11 protein-coding genes are annotated in these 19,901 nt (G+C 71.0%); 3 read left to right on the top strand and 8 right to left on the bottom strand.

The annotated features are described in order from the left end of the window. Positions 1-40 precede the first annotated feature (40 nt). Positions 41-1,606, bottom strand: coding sequence for a pectate lyase family protein (locus ACFOWE_RS00620; protein ID WP_377284745.1), 1,566 nt, complete (start codon positions 1,604-1,606; stop codon positions 41-43). 401 nt (positions 1,607-2,007) lie between these two features. Between ACFOWE_RS00620 and ACFOWE_RS00625 the strand changes: the two genes are divergently transcribed. Further along, on the top strand, positions 2,008-2,433 hold the full coding sequence (locus ACFOWE_RS00625; RefSeq protein WP_377284746.1) for a hypothetical protein: 426 nt from the start codon (positions 2,008-2,010) through the stop codon (positions 2,431-2,433). Positions 2,434-2,635: 202 nt separating this feature from the next. Here ACFOWE_RS00625 and ACFOWE_RS00630 read toward each other — a convergent pair whose 3' ends face one another. Together ACFOWE_RS00630 and ACFOWE_RS00635 are read right to left on the bottom strand one after the other, a co-directional pair. Next, positions 2,636-4,744 carry a DUF4132 domain-containing protein gene (locus tag ACFOWE_RS00630; protein WP_377284747.1) on the bottom strand — a complete coding sequence of 703 codons (2,109 nt, stop codon included), beginning with the start codon at positions 4,742-4,744 and terminating at the stop codon, positions 2,636-2,638. 141 nt (positions 4,745-4,885) lie between these two features. After that, positions 4,886-5,278: a hypothetical protein gene (locus ACFOWE_RS00635; RefSeq protein ID WP_377284748.1), complete on the bottom strand. Its 393-nt coding sequence runs from the start codon at positions 5,276-5,278 to the stop codon at positions 4,886-4,888. A 141-nt stretch (positions 5,279-5,419) separates the two neighbouring features. Between ACFOWE_RS00635 and ACFOWE_RS00640 the strand changes: the two genes are divergently transcribed. Continuing rightward, complete coding sequence (locus ACFOWE_RS00640; RefSeq protein ID WP_377284749.1) at positions 5,420-5,821, top strand: VOC family protein; 402 nt, start codon at positions 5,420-5,422, stop codon at positions 5,819-5,821. Between the two features lie 115 nt (positions 5,822-5,936). Here the strand turns inward: ACFOWE_RS00640 and ACFOWE_RS00645 are convergent, their stop codons facing one another. After that, positions 5,937-6,803 (bottom strand): hypothetical protein, encoded by an 867-nt coding sequence (locus ACFOWE_RS00645; protein WP_377284750.1) that lies wholly within the window; start codon positions 6,801-6,803, stop codon positions 5,937-5,939. A 187-nt stretch (positions 6,804-6,990) separates the two neighbouring features. Continuing rightward, positions 6,991-8,226 carry an oxygenase MpaB family protein gene (locus ACFOWE_RS00650; protein ID WP_377284751.1) on the bottom strand — a complete coding sequence of 412 codons (1,236 nt, stop codon included), beginning with the start codon at positions 8,224-8,226 and terminating at the stop codon, positions 6,991-6,993. 176 nt (positions 8,227-8,402) lie between these two features. Between ACFOWE_RS00650 and ACFOWE_RS00655 the strand changes: the two genes are divergently transcribed. Then, positions 8,403-9,059, top strand: a complete 657-nt coding sequence (locus ACFOWE_RS00655) for a TetR/AcrR family transcriptional regulator (RefSeq protein WP_377284755.1) — start codon at positions 8,403-8,405, stop codon at positions 9,057-9,059. Between the two features lie 66 nt (positions 9,060-9,125). Here ACFOWE_RS00655 and ACFOWE_RS00660 read toward each other — a convergent pair whose 3' ends face one another. The 3 genes from ACFOWE_RS00660 to ACFOWE_RS00670 form a co-directional block, all read right to left on the bottom strand. Continuing rightward, on the bottom strand, positions 9,126-9,446 hold the full coding sequence (locus ACFOWE_RS00660) for a hypothetical protein (protein ID WP_377284752.1): 321 nt from the start codon (positions 9,444-9,446) through the stop codon (positions 9,126-9,128). A gap of 232 nt (positions 9,447-9,678) precedes the next feature. Next, complete coding sequence (locus ACFOWE_RS00665; protein ID WP_377284753.1) at positions 9,679-15,495, bottom strand: RHS repeat domain-containing protein; 5,817 nt, start codon at positions 15,493-15,495, stop codon at positions 9,679-9,681. A gap of 473 nt (positions 15,496-15,968) precedes the next feature. Beyond that, the gene (locus ACFOWE_RS00670) at positions 15,969-19,304 is read right to left on the bottom strand and encodes a LamG-like jellyroll fold domain-containing protein (RefSeq protein ID WP_377284754.1); all 3,336 of its coding nucleotides are present in this window, start codon (positions 19,302-19,304) and stop codon (positions 15,969-15,971) included. Positions 19,305-19,901: the final 597 nt, after the last annotated feature.

The raw sequence follows: 19,901 nt of genomic DNA on the forward strand, positions 1-19,901 counted from the left end.
GGACGGCGGCCTCGGACGGACGGTGGCACCGTGCCGCTGTCTATCCGGCGTAGGTCTCGAACTCGGCGACCTTCGGCGTGCCGGTCGAGCCGGTGATCTGGAAGGTGAGCTTGCGCAGGGAGGTCTTGGGGAAGGTGATGACCCCCGCCCCGCTGCCGGAGGTCAGGACGGCGCCGTTGTCGCCGTTGACGAGCTTCCAGGTCTTGATGCTGCCCGCGGAGCCCGACGCCTCACGAATGTTGATCTTGGACACCGGGGTGGCGGAGTCCCACTTGATCGAGATGGAACCGGTCGATCCGGCCGGCGACCAGTAGGTGCTCAGGCTGCCGTCCCGCACGTTGCCGTAGCTCGTCCCGCTGGCCTTGCTGGAGCCGTCGGCGCCGGCCTTGAGGCTGAGGTTGGTCCCGCTGGGCTGGGTCGTCGGGGTCGGCGTGGGGGTGGTCGGGGTCGGGGTCGGGGTCGAGGTGGTGGGAGTCGGGGTGGGGGTGGTGGGGGTCGGCGACGGCGTCTGCGGCGAGCAGCTGCCGTTCGACACCTTCAGTCCCTTGTCGGCGCCCGCCGTCTGGCTCACGATGCTCGGCACGCAGCTGGCCGCGTCAGGGCTGTAGGAGTAAGGGATGCTGACGGTGGTGTTGGACTGCGGGTTGGGCCCGGCGGGCTTGTTCTCGCTACCGGGGCTGGACCAGGTCACGTTGTCGAAGATGTTGCCGCTGACCTGCCAGTAGCCGGCCGCGTCGGTGTAGAAGGTGCCCAGGACGTCCTTGGAGTCCTTGAAGTAGTTGTTCTCCACCTTGGCGCGGGCGCCGGCCCGGGAGTTGATGCCGGACTCGTTGAGCTTCACGTAGTGGTTGTTGTAGATGTGCGCGATGCCGCCGCGGAGCAGCGGCGTGCGGGAGTCGATGTTCTCGTACAGGTTGTGGTGGTAGGTGATGAAGCTGTTGCCCGTGTCGCTCTCGCTGGACCCGACGAGGCCGCCGCGGCCGGAGTTGCGCAGGGTGCTGTAGGACAGCGTCACGTACTGGACGTCGTCCTTCATGTCGAAGAGGCCGTCGAAGCCCTCCGACTCCCCGCCCGACGCCTCCAGGGTGACGTGGTCGACCCAGACGTTGCGGACCTTGCTCTCCATGCCGATGGCGTCACCGCCGTTGGACGTGGGGGAGCCCGACTTCTTGACGTTCCGGATGGTCACGTTCTGGATGATGATGTTGCTGGAGTCGCGGATGTGGATGCCCAGCTGGTCGAAGACGGCTCCGCTGCCGACTCCGACGATCGTGACGTTGCTGATCTGCTTGAGCTCGATCAGACCGGCGGCGGTGTTGCAGCTGGAGCCCGACACCTTGGCGGTGTTGGCGTGGTTGATGGTGCCCTCGACCTCGATGATGATCGGGGTGCTGCTGCTGGCCCGGTTGCACAGGGCCGCGTGGATCGCGGTCCCCGTGGTGGCCCGCACCTTCTGCCCGCCCGCACCGCCGGTGGTCCCGCCGTTCTGGGACGCGTAGCCGGTGGCGCCACCGGCCGCCGCCGACGCCGCGGGTGCCGACAGGGCCGTGCCGGTCGCGGCCACCACGGCCGTCGTGGCCAGCGCCGCGTAGAGTCGTCGTCTCATCCTTGCCTTCTTTCGTCTTCGAGTGCCGGGCCGCTGCCGCGTACCGTGGTCGTCGCGGCGGGCCGTCGGGGCCGCGGACCCGCCACCGGGCAGGTCGTCGCCCGGCCGGTCGGCCCGGCGGGGGGTGTTCTTCTCGATGTGGACAGGGTCGGCGGTTCCGGTGCGACCTGGGCCTTTCTAGGTCGCCGGTCGTTCCATGGCGCGTCGGCATCCCGGGTGCAGCCCAGCGCCGGATCGGTAGCGGCTCATGTGCGAAGTCGCTTCGGGTGTCGCGGTGGTCGCTTCCACCAGAACGATCCTCGTGAGTCAGGAAAGCGTTTTCCGATCGGGAGAATAGGCGGGCGTCTCTTCGATTGGCAAGGGTGTGGAAACCTGAAATTCATACGGCCAGGTCAAGTGCCGTGTCAGCAATCCCCGGCGACGCCGCCGGGCCGACCGCGCCGGTGGACGCCGCGCCGGGCGGGGCGCCACCGGAGACGCGGCCACCGGAATTGGACCGGTCCGGGACCGTCCGCCACGACCGCCCCCGCCGGACCGGCTTCCTCCTCATCACGACCGAGAGGTGGTGGGAGCTGACAGGCCCCTTCTGGAGACGCCGCATGGTCAACGGCCGTGAGCTGCCGCACTGGCACATCGTCACCCGGCGGGAGGACGGCTCGTGGGAGTACGAGGACACGGTCGACTTCGCCTCGACTCCTGAGGAGCTCGACCGGGAACTGGCCGAACTCGGGAGCGGGTGCTACGACGGCCGCCGGGGCCGCCTGCGCATGGAATGGCTCGAGGGGGACGAGGCGGGAGTCGTCCTGGACGAGCATTTCCCCGGGTAGGCGCGATGCCGCGGCCCGGCTTCCCCCGGAGAGGGGAATCGGGCCGCTTCTCCCCGGAGAGGAGTATTGGACCGCTCCAGCTCCGGGTGAGCCGGGAGGCGGCCGCGCCCCCCGGGACGGGCCGCGCGGGAGCCCGCGGTGGTCCGGTGAGCGGTCCCGCGACGGACGGCGTGCGACCGCGGAGGCCCCTCTCCCGCGTGGATCACGCCCGCAGCTGGCGGGTGATGGAAGGGTCGGTGATGGCGGTGTCGTCCGCCAGCAGGAACGCCTTGCTGAGGATGAGCGCCAGCCGGCCGTCCTCCTCGAACGGGAGGAACAGCCCGGCGTGGGAGTCGCGCGCGGAGACGATGCACAGGTAGGCGTCGTTGGGCTCCATCAGGATGTTCGCCGACCCCAGATGGATCTTGTAGGTGCGGATGTCCCCCCGGACCACCAGGAAGCGGTCCGTCAGGGTGCACCGGTCGGCGATGGCCGTACGCGCGATCAGCCGGGACAGCGCGTCGCGGCGGACCTCCGCCGAGGGCGGCAGCGCCGCGAACGAGCCGGCCCGCCAGTAGTCCTGCAGCAGGTCCGGACCCTGGTCGGCCCACCGGGGGTCGACCGTGATCGAGGCGACGGCCACGAACAGGTCGACGTCCCGCATGGCCTCGCTGAACACCAGCGCCGGGACCTCCGCCAGCGGCGCCTGGCGCCAGGCGCCGCCGGTCAGCCGGTCGAAGCGGACCTCGCCGGTGATCGCGTGGCCCTCGTCGTACAGATGGTGGTCGAGGGTCGCCCGCCACCGCCCGCCCGCCAGCACCCGCCGGGCGTTCCCGTTGTCGTGGCCGCCGTCCCACGGCCCCATGAAGTCGGACTGCCAGCCCCGGTCCTTGAACAGCGCACGGAGCCTGCGGTAGTCCACCACGTGCTCGGCGAACCGGCCGGAGCGGGTCCCGGCCGCCTCCTCGGCGGGAGTGAGCAGGTAGACCTCGCGGAAGGCCTGCTTGAACGGCTGGCGCAGCTCCCTGTCCTGCACCGTCTCCCGCCAGGCGCGCACCTCCTCCAGCGGTGCGCGGGCCGGGTGCCACAGCCGCACCGGCACGTCCGGCACGGTCAGTCCCGGCTCGGCGCGCCACACGCCGGGCGAGACCTCGAACTCCCAGATCAGCCGGTCGGTGACCGGGTTGCCCTCCAGCTGCCGGTACGGCGGAGCCGTCTCTCCGGTGAACCCGGCCTCCAGCGCCCTGCTCAGGGTGATCTGCCGCTGCCGGGCCTGCTCGGCCAGCTCGCGCAGGCGCTTGACCTCCTCGGGATGCTCCCGCCTGACCGCCGCCGGGACCCCCTTCAGCTTCCTGCCCCCGTGCCACCACGACAGCTCGACCCCGCCGTCGACCGAGATCACCGCCGTGTGCTCGCCCACGGCCTGCCGCAGCCGCCCGTCGGGCAGCCGGAACGCCACCTCCAGCCGGTCGGCCAGGGCGGGCCCGATGCGCTTGAACTTGCGGTCCAGCTGCTTGGGCACCCCGGCGTGCCGGGTGGCCCGGCGGGCCGCGTACAGCGCGGAGACCGCCTCCGGGGTCGGATATTCCTCCGCCGCGCGGGCGATCTCGAACAGCAGCGCCTGGGAGGGCAGGGTCCTGGCCTGGGAGGGCGCCACCGCGACCCCGGGCAGCAGGTCGTCCAGGAGCGCGGGCAGCCAGGGCTCGTCCCTCAGCAGCGCCAGCCGTACGGCCCGGCCCAGGGTCGCCGTCTCCTCGCGGGCGAACGCCTTCTCCGCCCGGTAGGGGATCTCGCCGGCGTGGATCGCCGCGACGCGGGCTCCGGCCGCCTCCAGGGCCGCCCGGGCGAAGTCCGGGTAGCCGGGCAGGCCGCCGAGCCATTCGCACACGCGGGTCAGCGGCGGGGCGGCAGGGTGGGGCCGTCCCCGCAGCGCCTCGGCGAACAGCGCCCGCGGCTCCACGTCCCAGCCGAGCAGCACGTCCATCTCGGCGACCGAGATCGGCCCCCGCTCCTCGGCGAGGCGGGCGCGCACCTCGGCGTCCATGCCCGCCAGCCCCGCGGCCACCAGGGCGGCGAGGGAGTCGTAGACGGGTCTGCCCTCCGGCAGCAGGAAGGCGACCACCTCGCGGGCGGGCGCGACCAGCCGCCGCCTGGCCTGCTCGCTGATCGCGTACCGGGCGGACAGCGGGCCGCCGTCGTCGACGTGGATCCGCCCGTCGCCCAGCCCGACCAGTCCGACGCTCAGCCGCGAGGCGCCGGGCCAGTGGGAGGGACCGTCCGCGGTCCCGGTGAGCAGACTGAGCAGGCGCTGCGCGAGGGGGGAGAGGTCCATGCCGGGGGTTCCTGTCAGGGGTGGGTCCGGGGGGTGGCGGGCGGGTCGGTGACGGCGGTGCCGGGGCGGCGGGACATCGGCGGGGCCGGCTCGCCGGGCCGGCGGCGGGGCCCGGCCGGAGGGCCGTCGGCGACTCCCGCGTCAGCCCCCGACCAGGGGGACGAGCTTGACGAAGGAGATGACCGGGTCGACGGTCAGGTCGACCACGGTGTCCAGGTCCTCGATCTGCCGGTCGCCCACCAGCAGCAGGAACCCGTTGCGGGCGAAGGCGGCCTCGGCGGCGTCGGCCTGCTTCTCCCAGTCGAGCCTGCGGGCGGTGCGCATCCGGTAGCCGTTCAGCTCGGCCTCGGCGTCGGTGGGCTTGACCAGGCCGCGGAAGCGGGGGGAGGGGGCGGCGTTGTGGCGGGCGACCTCCTCGCGCACGCGCAGCCGCACCAGCTCCCGGGCTGAGATCCGCTCGGGCAGATCGGGCAGGGTGAACTCCTCCAGTGCCCTGCCGGTCGCGGTCTCGTCGCGGAAGGTGGCCGGCGCCATCAGTGGATCCCTTGATCGTCGGGGGGTGACAGCGCCATCCAAGCAGCCCGGGCCGACAGAACCGCGGCCGGCGCGGGCCGCCGCCGGGACGGAGGGCTCCTCGGGCCGACCGCTTCGGGGGCGGCTTGGTAGCCTCGGCGGATGACGACGATCAGGCAGATCTCGCTGGGCGTCACCGACGACGTGCGGGCGGGGGAGTTCTGGCGCCAGGCGCTCGGGTACGTGCGGCGGCCACCGCGTTTCGAGGGTGATGGCTGGATCGTCCTGGAGCCCCCGCCGGGAGTGCCCGGGGCCGCGATCGCGCTGGACGTGAGCGAGAGCCCCGCCGAGGAGTTCCCCCGGGTGCACCTCGATCTCGACGCGGGCGACCGCGATCTCGACGAGGAGGTCGACCGGCTGCTGGCGCTGGGTGCGCGGCGTGTCGACTGGCCCCACTATCCGAAGGACCCGCGGCCTGAGGAACCGGCGTACGTCGTGCTCGCCGACCCCGAGGGCAACCGGTTCTGCGTCGAGGGACGGCGCGCCGGTTCCACGGCCCCGTAGGGGCGCCCGCGCCCCGGCGGTCCCCGCTCCGGAAGGCGATCCTCCTCGGCGGTCGGCGGTCGGCGGTCGGCGGTCGGCGGTCGGCGCGGACGGGCGGCGGGGTCCGCGTGGAGGGCTACCGCCTGGAGGCGGGGAAGACGACGATCAGCACCTCCCGGACCGCCTCCGCCCTGGCCAGGCCCGGGGCGTGCCCGGACCCCCGGACGTAGGCGCGGATCCGGTAGGAGCCCGCTCCCGCGGCGGTCACGTCGCCCAGCAGGTCGCCGCCGTCGCCGAAGAACTCCAGCACACCGGTCGGGCTGTGGAATCGCATCTCTCCCGACCGCTGCCAGCCCTTCGCCTCCGGCGGGCGCGTCCGGTACGCCTCTCCCGTGACGCAGACCGGCCCCTCCTCGTCGCCTCCCCAGGTGAGGTGGACCGTTCCCCTGCCCTTGGCCAGGAACGCGCCCGAGTGGTCGAGGCCGGCGTAGCCCTCCTCCCACGCCTGGATGCCGCCCGTCCGCACCCACATGGCGGCCCTGCTCTGCCGTACCGGCCTGGCGAGCGGGGCCCTGCGCGGGCACCGGGCCCTCGCCACCGCCAGCCGCCGCTTCTCCTCGGCCTCAGCGGCGTCCCGCTCGGCCAGGTAGGCCCGCTGGTTGCGCTCGTACAGGCCGGGGCAGCGCAGTTCGAGCAGCCTCGTCAACTCCTCGTCGGTCGTGCCGGAGTCGCACAGGGCGCCGCCGCGCGCGAGCAGTTCCTCGTCCGGCAGGTCGCCGAACCGCCGGTGCGCGTAGCACAGGTACATCCACTGCCGGTCCTCCGGCGCGACCACCGCGGCTCCCGGAGGGTGGGCCAGCCCCATGGCCGTGGGGCACTCGCGCTCCCGCGCGGGATCCTCCGGCAGCGGTGCGGTGCCGCTGAACTGCGGCACCGCCAGGACGAACAGGAGCACCGCCATTCCCAGGGCGATCCACCAGCGAAAGCGGAGCAGTCGTGACACAGCGGATCAGCGAGCCCTTTCCCATCCGGCGCGCTGATCAGTGTAGGCGCAGGAGAGCATGGCGAGGCGAGCCGATGCCCCGGGGGGACGGCGGCCGGCCACGACGCCGGTGATCGGCCGGAGCGGGCCCACGGGTGTGCGGGACCCGGCGGTCCGGGCCGCGCGGGGCGGCCCGGACCGCTCCCGGTCAGCTGCTCGGGTAGTTCGGGTTGTTGGTCAGCGGGATCTCGATGCTGATCTCCTTCAGCTCGGACAGGTAGAGCAGGACCAGCTTGCGGATGAGCTCGTCGAGGAGCCAGTAGACGTTGTCCGTCCCCGGGAACACCTTGAGCACGCCTTCGCGGACGGCGATGAAGGGCTCCCAGAACGTGTCGAGGACCCCGTCCCAGAACGGGTACCTGCGGATCTTCAGCCATCCGGCGATCTGGTCGCCGAGCAGGAAGCGCGTGAACGCGCCGAGTATGCGCTTGCTGAGGATGCCGGCGTCGATCTGGGCGCCGAGGCCGAGGAGGATCTCGGCCAGCTTGACGCCCTCGGGCGTCGGGGCCAGGACCGGGTCCAGGACCTGCTCGGCCTGGGAGTTCGCCTCGGCCCACGACGCGGGGATGTACTCGTCCCTGATGCCGAGCATGTGCCCGGCCAGCTGCCACGAGTGCAGGAAGGCCACGGACTCGTGGTCGGGGATCGGCACCTTCCACGAGGTCAGATGCTTCATGACGGTCGTGGGCAGGCTGTGCCAGGTGACCATCATGTCCGCCTGGCTGATCGGGATCTCCTCGTCGGCGGCCCCCTGCCAGTGCGGGGACTTCGGCAGGAGGTGGCGCACGGCCGCGTGCACCAGCCGGGTCTTGACGCAGGTCACGATCATTTCGCCGTCGTCGTCGTAGGCGTTCCGGGACCCGATGTCGTACCCGAGCTTGGCGGTCTTGGAGATGCGGTCCTTCATGTCCGCACCGCCCTGCGAGTAGTAGACCGCGCGCGCCTCCTTGGGGATGACCGTGCTGATCATCCCGCTGGCGAAGCCGTACAGCACGCCGAGGTAGAGGCCCCGCTTGTCGTTGAACTCGACCGCGGTGGCGAGCTTGCCCCGGTCGGCCCACGCCGGCATGCTGCGGGCCTTCTCCATGAAGTCCCGCAGGTCCGCCGGGAGCCCGTCCGGCAGCGGCTGGCCGTTCTTGGTCCAGGTCCGCAGCAGCGCGTTGACCCTGGGCACGTCGCCCCGGTCGATCAGCGAGGCGACCAGCGGATCGGCCTCCTCGTCCCACACCCACCGCGGGTCGAGGCCCGCCCCCGTGCCCGCCACCGAGCCGCTGGGCGACCACGTCCACACGCGTGCCTGCGCGGGTGTCGCGAAGCTCAGCGCGCCGATGGTGCCCAGCGCCCCGCCCGCCTTCAGCACGTCGCGCCTGCTGAATCCGCCCACGCCCTCACCCCTCTCCTGAGGTCGAGATCACTGCTGATACAATGAGACGCAAAATGCATCTGTGTATCACCAATAGAGCACACTGTGTCGTGCATCACAAGGCCACGACGGCGGTTGCGGGCGATCGGGCAGAATCGACACAGGAGGTGATCGTGGAAACCGTGCTGTCCGCGCTCATGGCGCCGTCCGACTCGGAGTCGTTGCTGGAACGCGCGTACACCGACGCCGTCGAGCGGGCCGACGACACCGACGAGACCCGGGCGCGCATCCTGGACGCGGCCTACGAGCAGTTCTGCCGCATGGGGATCCGGCGCTCCACCATGGAGGACGTCGCCCGCCGGGCCGGGGTCTCGCGCGTCACGGTCTACCGGCGCTTCCCCACCAAGGACGCGCTGGTCGAGCACGTGGTCCACCGGGAGTTCCGCCGTTACTTCGACCGGTTCCTCGCCGACATCGAGCAGGCCCGCACCGCCGCCGACCGGGTGGTCCTGGGCTTCGTGAGCTCGCTGCGCGCGCTCCGGAGCAACCCGCTGATCGGCGGGCTGATGACCGCGGAACCGGACCTGATCGTCCCTTCAATGATCAACGACGGGGGCCGGACCCTCGCCATCGTGCGGCGGTTCGTCGCGGGCCAGCTCCGCCGCGAGCAGCGCGCGGGCAACGTGCCGGACGACCTGGACGTCGACCTCGTGGCCGAGCTGATGGTCCGGATCTCCGCCTCCTTCCTGGCGATCCCCAGCCACGTCGTCGACCTCGACGACGACGGGCAGCTGGCCGCGGTGGCCCGGCGCTTCCTCGTGCCCATGCTGGAGCAGGCCGGCTCCCCGGGCTGACGGCCCGCCGCCGGAGGGTACGGCCGGCGTCAGCGGGCTGGACGGATCACGGCCCGGATCCGGCGATCAGCCGATGTACCGGAACCACGCCCGCTCGCCGTCGACGTGCAGGATGAACGCCGCGACCGGCTCGCCGGAGGGGCTCACCAGGGTGAGGTGCTCGTCGAGCCGTTCGTGGACGGCCTCCCACGCGTCGCCGTCGAAGTCGTCGTCCGCTTCGACGAGGGCGAGGTCCTCGGCGAACAGCGGCGCCACCGCGGCGAAACCGGGCAGAGGCGTGAAGCGGCCGTACATCCAGGGGAAATCCAGGTCGTCCACCCGGATCTCCCCGGCGGGCTCACCGCGGTGGCGCAGCCGCCAGACCGGGGCGTCCGTTCCGTTGCTCATGATCTTTCCTCTGGTCGTGGCGGACGCTCCGGCGTTCCGCGGGCGGTGCCTCGGCGCGGGTGCGTGACAGGCCGAGGATCATGACCGAATCCGTCCGATGGACCGGCAGCGTCCAGCCATGTCCAGGCGGTGGTCTTCGCCTGCCGGTGCGGACCGGCAGAGCTGAGTCGACCGGCATGGCCGAGTCACGGTGGCGCGGTGCGCCACCGTGACTCGCCGACCTATCGGGTGCTCACTGACCATAGCCTTCGAGATGGACCCTGTATCCCTGGGTGAGCATGTAGCCGGTGTAGTTGAGGTTGAGGGTGGCTCTGTCCAGCGCCCGGGCGCTCCGATCGTATCTGGCCGCCCTGCCCATCAACCTGGAGTGCAGCCTGATCCGGTGGCCGGCCCGGAAGGTGACGAGGAGATTCGGTGTCTCCCGCTCCGTCAGGCGCGCGGCCCGGCTCAGCACGTTCCCCGTATGTTTCTTGATCAGCTTCGAGCCGACGTGAGTACCGAGGCCGGCCCCGCCGACCCCTGCGCCCAGCGCGTTGACCACACCGCCCGTGACATCGCCCTTGCGGAAGGAGGCGTAGGACGCGTGGATGGAGTTGATCGTTCCCAGGACTGCGCAGCCCGCGCCGACGAACGCGACAGGGGCGGCGAACATGGCGCACGCGGCCAGAATCTCGGACCGGTTCTCCCAGAGGAGGACGGCGCCCTTCCCCGCCACCCGTCCGGCCCCCACCGCGGTCTTCTTCAGCTTGCACTTCCAGTCGCAGGTGCGCACCGGCGCCTTGTAGTACGGCGAACCGTTGTCGACGCCGTGTCCGTTGACGCACTCCCAGCCCCAGCACTTCGTCCGCAGGTTCTTCGGCTTGAGCCGGGTGCCGCCGCCGTCCGTGCACTCCCAGCCCCAGCAGGATGACGGCCGCCGGGCCGTGCCACCGCCGTCCGTGCACTCCCAGCCCCAGCAGGAGGACTTCTTCGGGCAGCCCTTACCCGAGTAGTAGCAGCCCGTGTTGCCGCGCAGCGGCCCGTCGAGTCCGTCGGGATCGCTGAGCGTGATGGGGCTGTGATCGGCGTATGAGTAGCCGTTCCAGCTCTGCGGGCGATCGCTGTTGAACAGCGGGTCCACCGAGATGAACCGGCCGGTCGAGACGTCGTACTCCCGCGCGCCCATGCGGATCAGGCCGGTTCCGTCGCCGGCGGTGCCGCCGACGAAGGTCCGCTCGTCCGGCCAGGCACCGGGGTCCGGACCGCGGGCGGCGCCGAACGGCGTGAGGCGCCGCTGGGTGAGCCGGCCGGTGGCGGCATCGACCGCCAGCAGGGCTGTGTCCTGGTGGTCGGGGCTGAGGAGGGACACCCCGCCGGTGGTGCGGACGGCGATGTTCTCGCCGTTGTGCGTGTAGTGCCTGGTGGCCGTCGGCTTGCTCGCTCCCTTGGCCAGGAAGACCTCCATGCCGTCCAGGTACAGGGTGGTGCCGGACGGGGAGCGGCGCAGCAGCGGCTTGTCATCGGCGTCGTAGACCATGGACGTGCTCGCGCCCGGCGCGGTGATCGTGCTCACGTCTCCGGACACGTTCCATTCCAGGGTCTGCGTGGTGCCGCCGACGGCGCGGGTCGTCATGCTGCCCGTGGCATCGTAGCCGTAGACGTCGGTGCGTTCGCCCGCTCCGCCGCTCTGCGTCACCTTGGTGAGGCGGTGGCCGCGGTTCGGGGGGTCATAGGTGTAGGCCCGGCGGGTGTCGGCCTGGCCGGCCAGCCCGTGCCAGGTCTCGGTCGAACGGTTGCCCGCGACGTCGTAGGCGTAGCTGTGCCAGTACGGCGCGGGCCCGCCGACGACGTTCGTGGAGGGCGTCGCCGCGCAGGAGACGGTGGGCTGGGTCCATGCCTCGGTCAGGCGCTGGAGATGATCGTAACGGAAGCACTGGGTGTCGGTGCCGGACCGTGAGACGTCGGAGACGGCGATGACGTCGCCGGCAGGGGTGTATGTGTAGGCCGCGTTGCGGTCCACCCCTGCGGCCCCTTCGCGGTCGGTGCGTGAGGAGGCCAGCCGGTCGGTGCCGTACTCCCAGGTGAGCGTCTGCCAGACCTTCTTCCCCCCGGTGCTCAGCTCGTACTGCAGCGGTCTGCTCGTCTTGGAGTAGGCGGTGGCGGTGACGTAGCTGCCCAGGTTGCTCGTCAGCCGGATCGGCCGGGCGGCGGAGTCGTAGGTGGTGACGACGTTCTCCGCGGGCAGGCCGCCGGCGGCGGGGAAACCGGTCGACTGCACCGTGCCGTCCAGATTGTAGGCGGTGGTGAAGGTGTAGTTCCCCTGCAGGCCGCCCTCGCTCGCCGGGATCGCGACGCTCTGGCGTACCGGCCGGTTCTGGTTGTCGTAGGCGTCCACCCTGGAGGTGTAGGCGTGCCCCCCCTGATAGGAGGTGGCCGAGGCGAGTTGCCCTCTGCGCACGGTGTCGTAGGTCCAGTTCCGCAGCAGGGGGCCGGTGGCCGAGCCCTCGCGCGTCTCCAGCATGCGGCCCATCGCGTCGTAGGCGTGCACGAGTTTGCGGCCGCGGGCGTCGGTGATCGTGGTGATGCGGCCGAGATCGTCGTAGGTGTACAAGGTCGTGCCCCGGTCCGGGTCGACGCTTTTGACCTGCCTGCCGCGCAGGTCGTACACGGTGCTCCACACGTTGCCTGCCCAGTCGGTCACGGTGGAGGGCTGCCCGTCGGGGGTGTAGGTGTAGGTGACGGCGTTGTAGGAACCGGTGGGGGAGTCACCGCTGTAGTACCGCACCTCCGTGGTGTTTCCTCGGGCGTCGCTGTAGCTGCGGGTGGGGGTGCCGCCGGGCGGTGGATCAACGGCCACCCAGTTGCCGCCGTAGGTGGTGGTCGTGCGCCACTTCTCCCGGGTGTCGTTGTTGCCCGTGAGCAAACGCTCGACGGTGGCTCTGCCCAGGCCGTCGTAGTCGGTGACGGTCTGCGACTCCACATCGCCGGGTGCGGCCACGCCGAAGAGGACCGTCTCGGGGGCACCGGCGGCGTAGTAGGGGGCGTAGGTGCGCACCACGTTGCCACGGCTGTCGTGGAAGGTGTCGCTGATCAACCGGCCGCCCTCGGGGCCTTCGGCCTGGCTCTGCCGCGGGCGCAGCAGGCCGTCGTACAGATCATGGTGGATCCTCTGGCCGCCGCCGGGCGTGAGGGTCCGGGTGGTGACCGCGGCGATCTGGTCGCCGGACACCCGGTAGGCGTACTCGACGGACGGAGTCATGGTGGTGGGCCGGTCGGCCTGCCAGACCTTCGACGTGCGGCCCAGTGCGTCGTAGGAGGCGGTGGTGGTGCGGTTGCCTGCGTCGGTGACCGCGGTGGGCGATCCCCAAGCCGGGTCGAGCTCCTGAACGGTGACGTGCGCGCCGGCGGCGACGGCGGGACTCGTCGTGGTGACCCTGGTGGTCAACCCCGCCGTCTCGGTGTACGCGGTCGTGGTCGTGTTCCCGGCGGTGTCGATGACGCGCACCGGCCGGCCGTAGCCGTCGTAGGAGGTACGCGACACGGGCAGGTAGGAGGCGGTGGTGCCGTCATGGGCGGAGATCTCCTCGACCCTGGTGACGTCGCCCTTGACCGGTGGCTGGCCGAACCCGCGGTCGTCGTAGAACGTGCGGGTGTCCGAGATGACCTGCCGGGTACGGTCGGGAGCCGTAGAGCAGCGGACGGAGACGGTCTCCATGCGAGAGGGCAGCGAGCGCATCCAGGCGGTGGTGTTGACGGCGTACTGGGTGCGGGTGCACTTGTCGTCGGCGTTGGTGGCGGTGTCCCCCTGGTCGTCCTCCTGGACGGCCAGACCGGTCACGGTGTCGTAGGTCGTGTCGACGCGGGTCTGGCGACGGCCGCCGTCGGACAAGGCGGTCCATGTTCTGCTGGTGGCGACGCCGGTGAGGTTGGCGGTGCTGGTCCCCCAGGAGCGGGCGCGCGAGGCGGTCTGCCGGCGCCAGGGGGTGTTGACGGTGCGGCTGTGCACGGTGCCGTCAGGGCCGGTGTAGACCGTCCGCTGCAGTTCGAAGCCGGCCAGGGCCTCGTGGTCCACGTGGGTGCCGCCCTCGTCGTCGGTGACGCTAACGCGTTTCTCCCCTCCGGCCGCGTCGCGCCGGTCGCCGTCCATGCCGCGCAGGTAAGTGTGCTCGGTCCGGGTCAGCGGCTGGTTCATCCCTCCGGTCGCGACCCGCACGTGGCCGTAGCCCCGCCACTGCGACCAGGTCTTCTCCTTGGTCTTGGTCAGCCCGTCATCGTCATCGAAGTGCCAGGCCGCTCCGCCGAGATAGGTGTAGGAGGTGACCATGTCGGGGGATCTGGCCGTGCGGTCGGAGACGATCGTCTGGGTGACGACATACTTGTGGAACCAGTCCCTGATGGGTTTCTCGTGCCCGGGCGGCTGCCAGTAGGTCGGAAAGCAGCGGCGGGTGTTGGTCTCGGGCGTGGGCAGGTCCGACAACGTGCAATCCGGGGCCGAGTAGGCGACGTCGATCTGCCCGCCGTACTCGTCGAAGACGGCACCCAGCCGGTACTTGATGAACGGCGGGATGTCGTCGCCGGTCTTGTCGAGGCGGTTCATCAGCTGCACATGATTGAAAGTGATCTTCGGCAGGGCGATGGCGGGTGCGCCGGCCCGCCCGGTGTGCTGGATCGACTGCAGCAGCAGCGCCTTGTCGATGTCGGCGTCGCCCCAGGCGTGCGTCAGGCTCCAGTGGTCCACGTCGGCGTAGGCGCCGCCGGCTCGGAGGGTCTGAGTGGTGATCCCGGTCAGGCGCTTGCGCGACCAGAACGTCGGCGCGATCTTGCCGTTCTTGGCGCAGCCGGAGGTGCAGTTCTGGTCCCAGGGCACGTCCGGCCACTGCTCCGGGTTGTCGCCGATCTTGTTCGTGGCGCAGTCGAAGGAGGAGGTCGGGATGCATCGCTCGGCGGTGGTGAAGAGGACCTTGGCCGGCGGGGCGGCGAAGAGGTCGCCGGTGCGCAGACCGTACTCGATCCGCTCCAGGTGCCCGCCTCTCTCGTACAGGGTGTCGGCCGAGGTGGAGACGTTGCGTCCGTAGCGGTTGGTCTCGGCGGTGTAGTAGTAGGCCATCGCGTTGCCGTTGGGATCGACGACGTGGTCGAGGTTCCACCGCCAGGCCTGCTGGCACCACGACTCGGCGAAACCGGACTTGTGGCAAGGCTCGCCGTCGTCGTCGCCGAACACCGGGGTGGTCCAGGTGGAGTTGGTCTGTGCCCGGCCGGAAGTCCAGCCGGGTAGCCGGTGCAGGCCGAAGAAGTACTGGGTGCCGTCGGTGGTCGTGGCCTTCCAGTATTCGCCGTCGTCATCGCCGTTGGCCGCCGAAGCGGCCGTCAGGTGCTCGAAGCGGGTGCCGTCGTCGCCCTTCATTCGCCAGGTGCCGTCGGCGGTCTTCAGCAGTTCGCCGCCCTTGCCGTTCCACGTGACCGTGGCGTTGTCGTAGGACCAGCACTGGTCGCCGGGGCTGACGCCGTTGGACTTCGGCGCGCCGTCCTCGGAGCAGGGCTTGTAGCTGCGCTCGACGAATCCGGGCCACAGGTCGAAGCCCTCGCCGATCCAGGACGGCTGGTTGTTGGTGCTGGAGGTGCGGCCGTCCACGGAGGCCGAGGAATAACCGATGGCCAGGTCGGGGTCCAGACCACCGGGCACCGGCGGGACCCGCAGCGGATAGGACCAGGTGAAGTCACCGGACTGGCCGCCGGCCCGCCAGGTCGCGGAGGGGGACAGCGCGGTCGCGGTGAAGTCGCCCTTGTCGCCCTGCGGAGCCGCCGTGGCGGTCAGCACCGTCGCCTGGCCGCTCTCCATCGTGACCTCGGCGCCGAGTGTGCGCCGCTCGCCGTCGTTGCGGGTCGGCAGCGGCGTGAGGACCTGGCATTCGGGCCGCTCCGGGGTGTCCAGCGCGCAGGACGGCAGGCGGGCGAGCCGCAACCGCGAGCCGTATCCGCCGCCGTACGCGGCGGCGAAGCCGTCGTAGCCGATCTCGATCGACACATGGCCTGGCCCGGTCTGTTCCCCGTCGTTCCGTTCCGCGTCCATCTGTTTCGTATCGGGCTGTCCCGTGCCGGCCCGTGCGGGTGCCGTCGCGGGATCCAATGTCAGCAAGGCGCCGTCCTCGGTGGGGTTCAGCATGCGAACCCGGATGGTGCCGCCATGCCCGTTCTCGGCCGCCGGTCGCAGCCAGACAGGCAGACTGCCGACGCGCTGAGCCGTGATCGCGTCGGCAGTCAGCGTGACGTCCGCGGAACCGGTCGGCCACTTCGGCGGCTCGGCCCGTGTCACCGCGGCGGGGTCGGGCTTGCGTGTCCGGGGTGGCACCGGTGCGCCGCGCACCGCGCGGGTGGTGTCGACGACATCAGGCCGGCTGTTTCCCGGAGGAGTGGCCGTCTGCGCCTGTGCCGGTGCGCCGTACAGGTGCGCGGCCATGATCGCCGATGCCGTCGCCCCCGCGATCGTCCGTGCCGTGACGGTCAGCACTGCGGCTCCCTTCGTCGGTTCGGGGTGGGTTGTGGTCAGAAGGGAGAGTCGGAGGGGATCTCGGTGTATCCGGCGAGGGTCTGGATCTGCTCCTCGCTGAGCACCCCGGAGAAGGCCCACACGTCGTCGATCACGCCGGGCCAGTATTCGCCCCATGTGCCCGCGGTCTTGGAGCGGCCGAGCTGCAGCGCGCTGGTCGCGTTGAAACCGATGGTGTGCCAGCGGGCCGAGACGGCGGTCTCGGTCTCCTCCAGCCAGCCGTTGACGTACAGGCGCAGGACGTCGGCGAAGGAGTCGTACACGATGGCCACGTGGTCCCACTCCAGCTGGAGCTGGTACGCGGAGTGCTCAGCGGCCTGGCTGCCCGCGCCGGCGGCGTCGGAGCCGGGCATGTCCACCTGCCAGCCACCCGCGCCGCCTGCCGCGGCCGGGTTGTAGCGCAGGATGAAACCGCTGTTGGCCGCGCCGGCCTGGGAGAAGACCGTCGCCTTCGCCGACGGCCGTCCGGCGGAGGTCACCCAACCGGCGACCGTGAAGCTGCGGTCGGTTCCCACGACGGGGCCCGAGGTCGCCGCGTAGTCGCCGGAGCCGTCGAGGACGAGGCCCCCCATCGGGTCGCCCAGCCAGCCCGCGCTCTGGGAGACGTGCGCCTGGTCACCGAACGTCAGCGGTCTGCCGCGGCCGGAGCCGTCCTGGCCGCCGGTGTTGAGCGTCCAGCGGCCGGAGAGCACGGGGTGCCGGCTGTGCAGGTCGACGGCCTCCTCGGCGCTGACCAGGCGGTCGAAGACCTGGACGTCGTCGATCTCACCGGGGAAGAAGTCCACCTTGTTGCCGCTGTGCTTGGCGCGGCCGATGGCCATCGGGCCGGTGGCGTTCCAGGTCACGGTGAACCGCTTCTCCTGCTGCAGCGCGCCGTTGACGTACAGGCGGGCGGTCTTGGCGACCGCGTCGTACACGCCCAGCAGGTGGGTCCACTCGCCGACCTCCGGCGGTGTGGTGGACAGCACCCGCACCCCGCCCTGCACCGCGTCGGCGTTGCTCAGGCTGAAGGACCAGCGGTTGTCGTCGTGGACGTATTGCAGGTAGAAGCCGCTGACGACGTTGCCGTCCTGGTTGACGACCGTGGCGAAGCCGTCGGTGTCGGCGAGCCTGACCCAGGCGCCCACCGAGTACGTCCTGGAGGTGTCGACGACCGGCCCGGACGTCTCGGCGTGGCCCGTCGAGCCGTCGCCGCGCATCGCGGTGCCCACCTGGCCGTCCACGCCCAGTGTCACGCCGCCGGAGACGCGCGTGGAGACCGCGGCGGTGCCCGGTCGCACGGCGGCCGAGAGCGAGGTGGCCCCGGCCGGCTCGTCCAGCGTCCAGCGCGCCCGGGGGGCGGTGCCCGCGCTGACCCGGAACATGTACGTGGTGGGCGCGCTGGCGTTGCCCGCCGCGTCGAGCGCCTTGACGTACAGGAAGTTCACCCCGGCCCTGGTCGGCGCGACCTTCACGGTGACCGGGCCGCCGGGGGTGGCCGGGCGGTACTCGCCCGCCGCCGTGGGCGTGGCGTTGACCCCGACCCAGTAGCGGTTGACGTCGCTCTGCGTCGTGCTGACGGTGAAGGAGCCGTAGCGGCCGACGCCGTCGTGCCACGGGTCGCCGGGGTTCTCCGGATCGGACGGCGGATAGTCGGCCGAGGTCAGCGACGGCGCCGGCGGGGCGGCTGCGTCGTAGGAGAAGTAGCAGCCCGTCGCGTCGCCCGCCGAGCTCCACGGGCTCCACTGGTGGCCGTCCCAGGTGCGCACGATCCAGCTCAGCGTCTTGTTCTGCGGGATGGTTGCGGGAGCGGTCGTCTGGAAGGTCGAGCCGGTCGTCTTGGCCGCCGTCAGCGGCGCGGTCCAGATCCCGGTGTTGTCGTCCCAGAGGATGCGGAACTGCGCCTGCAGCTTGGCGGCCGACCCGGAGTCGGGGTCGGTCAGGACCGCGTACATGGTCGGCGGCCGGTTGACCGTGGGGGGCGCCGAGTAGACGCACGGCCCGCCCGGGCTCATCGACAGGTTCTTCATCAGCGGCTGCGGAGGCGGGGTGTTGTACTCGATGCGCAGGTACGCGTCGTTGGCGAAGCGCTTCCACCAGCTCATCGTCGACTCCGAGTAGGCACGCAGCCCGAAGTTGATGTTGGCGTCCTTGCGGCTCACCGCCGCCTTCACGGCATCGCGCAGGGCGGTCCCGCCGAACTCGACGGGCGTACGGGAGCAGTACGCCACATCACGCGAGGCCAGTTGCTTGACCCAGTTGTCGTCGGTGCTGTTCCAGGTGGAGGAGGAGCCGAAGCCGCTGGCGTGCCACAGCTGAACCACCGTCGGGTTCTTGCAGTCGTAGGCGTGCGTCTCGTAGGCGACGAACTCGGCGGAGATGACATGTTTGCCGGCGACGGATCCGATCGGCATGCGGAAGAAGAGCCGCTTCTTCTGGTCCTTGACACAGGCCCCGTCGAACTGGACGTCACAGAGCCCGACGCCTTGGGCGCCGTCGAAGTTGTAGTAGGAGGTTGTCGGATATCCGCTGGAGACCATCAGGCGGGCGGACCTGGTGACGGTCTTCCACACAGGATCGATGTAGACCGGGAAACGGGTGCCGGCTGCCGTGAGCATCTTGCGGTCGGGCACCAGCCCGAGTTCGCTGGGCGCCAGCTCCACCCCGATCCGGGCCAACCGCGAGCCCTCCAGGGGCCCTTCGGCCGCGTCCTGCGTGGCGCTCTGGGCGATGCTTCTCCCGGCAACCGGAGAAGGCCCGGAATCCCACATGAGCGGCGTGGGAGCCTCGAACACCTCGCTCTTCGACACGGCGTCACGGGCCCGCAGCACACCGGACGTGTCGGCGCCCAGAGTCAGCCCTTCGGTCTTGATCTGCAGGCGGAGGCGGGCGAGAGCGGGGTCGCGGGCCGCCTGCGGCGTCTTGACCACCAGGAGCTGGGCGAATCCGTCCACATCGGCGCGCACCTGCAGATCCACTCCGGGCAGCACCTCGGAGTAGGTCGCCGTGTCACCGCTCACCTCGGGGGCGGGCAACGTCTTCGGCCAGGAGAGGCTGAACGCCCGTCCCGCTCTGCCCATCGTGACGAACGGCTCGTCGCCTCCGGCGGACAGGCGCAGATCGACGGTCGAGGCCGCCGGCGCGTACCCCCCGCCGGGGAGCGGGGTCAGCGTCGGATCCACCTCCGTCCATGCTCCGTGCTTACGGGTGCGGACCGGACGCAGGTGCTCCACCACTTCGAAGGCACCCGAGGGCAGAGCCCGTACCTCCCGGGCCTCCGCCCGCTGCGACAGCACCTCCACCGGCCGGCCCGACGACCGGGCCAGCGCCGAGGCCTCGGCTGCGGTCGCCACACCGTCATCGGCGGACCTGGTGGAAGGTTCGGTGATCGAGGAGGCTCTCGCGCCGGGCCCTCCGGCGCCCAAGCAGGTCGCCACGGTGAGGACCGCCGTGCCCATCGCCGCCGCGCGTCTCAAACGCCGCCTGTTCCTGCCGCTGAGCACCATCAGCATCGCGACCCCACTCCGCCACACGTTTGCTTAATTGATCAGAAATTAGAGGGCGATTTGGCAGAAGAACATTCGGCGCTGGGTTGATTCCAAGTGCAACGACAGCGGTACTCGCAATTCGGTGGTAAACCCGTGCGGTATGCCTCGCATACGCGATGCCGAGGCCCTACGAGAATGTCGTCAGACCGTAGCGTTGACAACGCGTGCCGTGACGAAGCAATTGGGGAAGTTGTGTTACCAGGGCTTTTCGGTGTTTCCGTACGGCCCCTCGCCGGCGGCGGGCGGGAACGGTCAGCGGTCGCCGGTCGTGAGCGGGACCTCCAGCCGGGCGCGGAGCTCCTCGACGGAGGTGCCGAACGTCTCGAGCACGCGGACGCCGCCGGAAGCGATCTCGAACACGGCGTGGTCGGTGTAGACCCGGCTGACGCAGCCGACCCCCGT

It is taken from the genome of Planomonospora corallina, from assembly GCF_042650625.1.
Classification (GTDB): domain Bacteria; phylum Actinomycetota; class Actinomycetes; order Streptosporangiales; family Streptosporangiaceae; genus Planomonospora_B; species Planomonospora_B corallina.

Bases quoted from the DNA above. Each gene is read 5' to 3' on its own strand.
- ACFOWE_RS00635 (WP_377284748.1), bottom strand. From the start codon at position 5,278: ATGGCGCCGGCCACCTTCCGCGACGAGACCGCGACCGGCAGGGCACTG.
- ACFOWE_RS00665 (WP_377284753.1), bottom strand. From the start codon at position 15,495: ATGGACGCGGAACGGAACGACGGGGAACAGACCGGGCCAGGCCATGTG.
- ACFOWE_RS00640 (WP_377284749.1), top strand. From the start codon at position 5,420: ATGACGACGATCAGGCAGATCTCGCTGGGCGTCACCGACGACGTGCGG.
- ACFOWE_RS00660 (WP_377284752.1), bottom strand. From the start codon at position 9,446: ATGAGCAACGGAACGGACGCCCCGGTCTGGCGGCTGCGCCACCGCGGT.
- ACFOWE_RS00630 (WP_377284747.1), bottom strand. From the start codon at position 4,744: ATGGACCTCTCCCCCCTCGCGCAGCGCCTGCTCAGTCTGCTCACCGGG.
- ACFOWE_RS00620 (WP_377284745.1), bottom strand. From the start codon at position 1,606: ATGAGACGACGACTCTACGCGGCGCTGGCCACGACGGCCGTGGTGGCC.
- ACFOWE_RS00655 (WP_377284755.1), top strand. From the start codon at position 8,403: ATGGCGCCGTCCGACTCGGAGTCGTTGCTGGAACGCGCGTACACCGAC.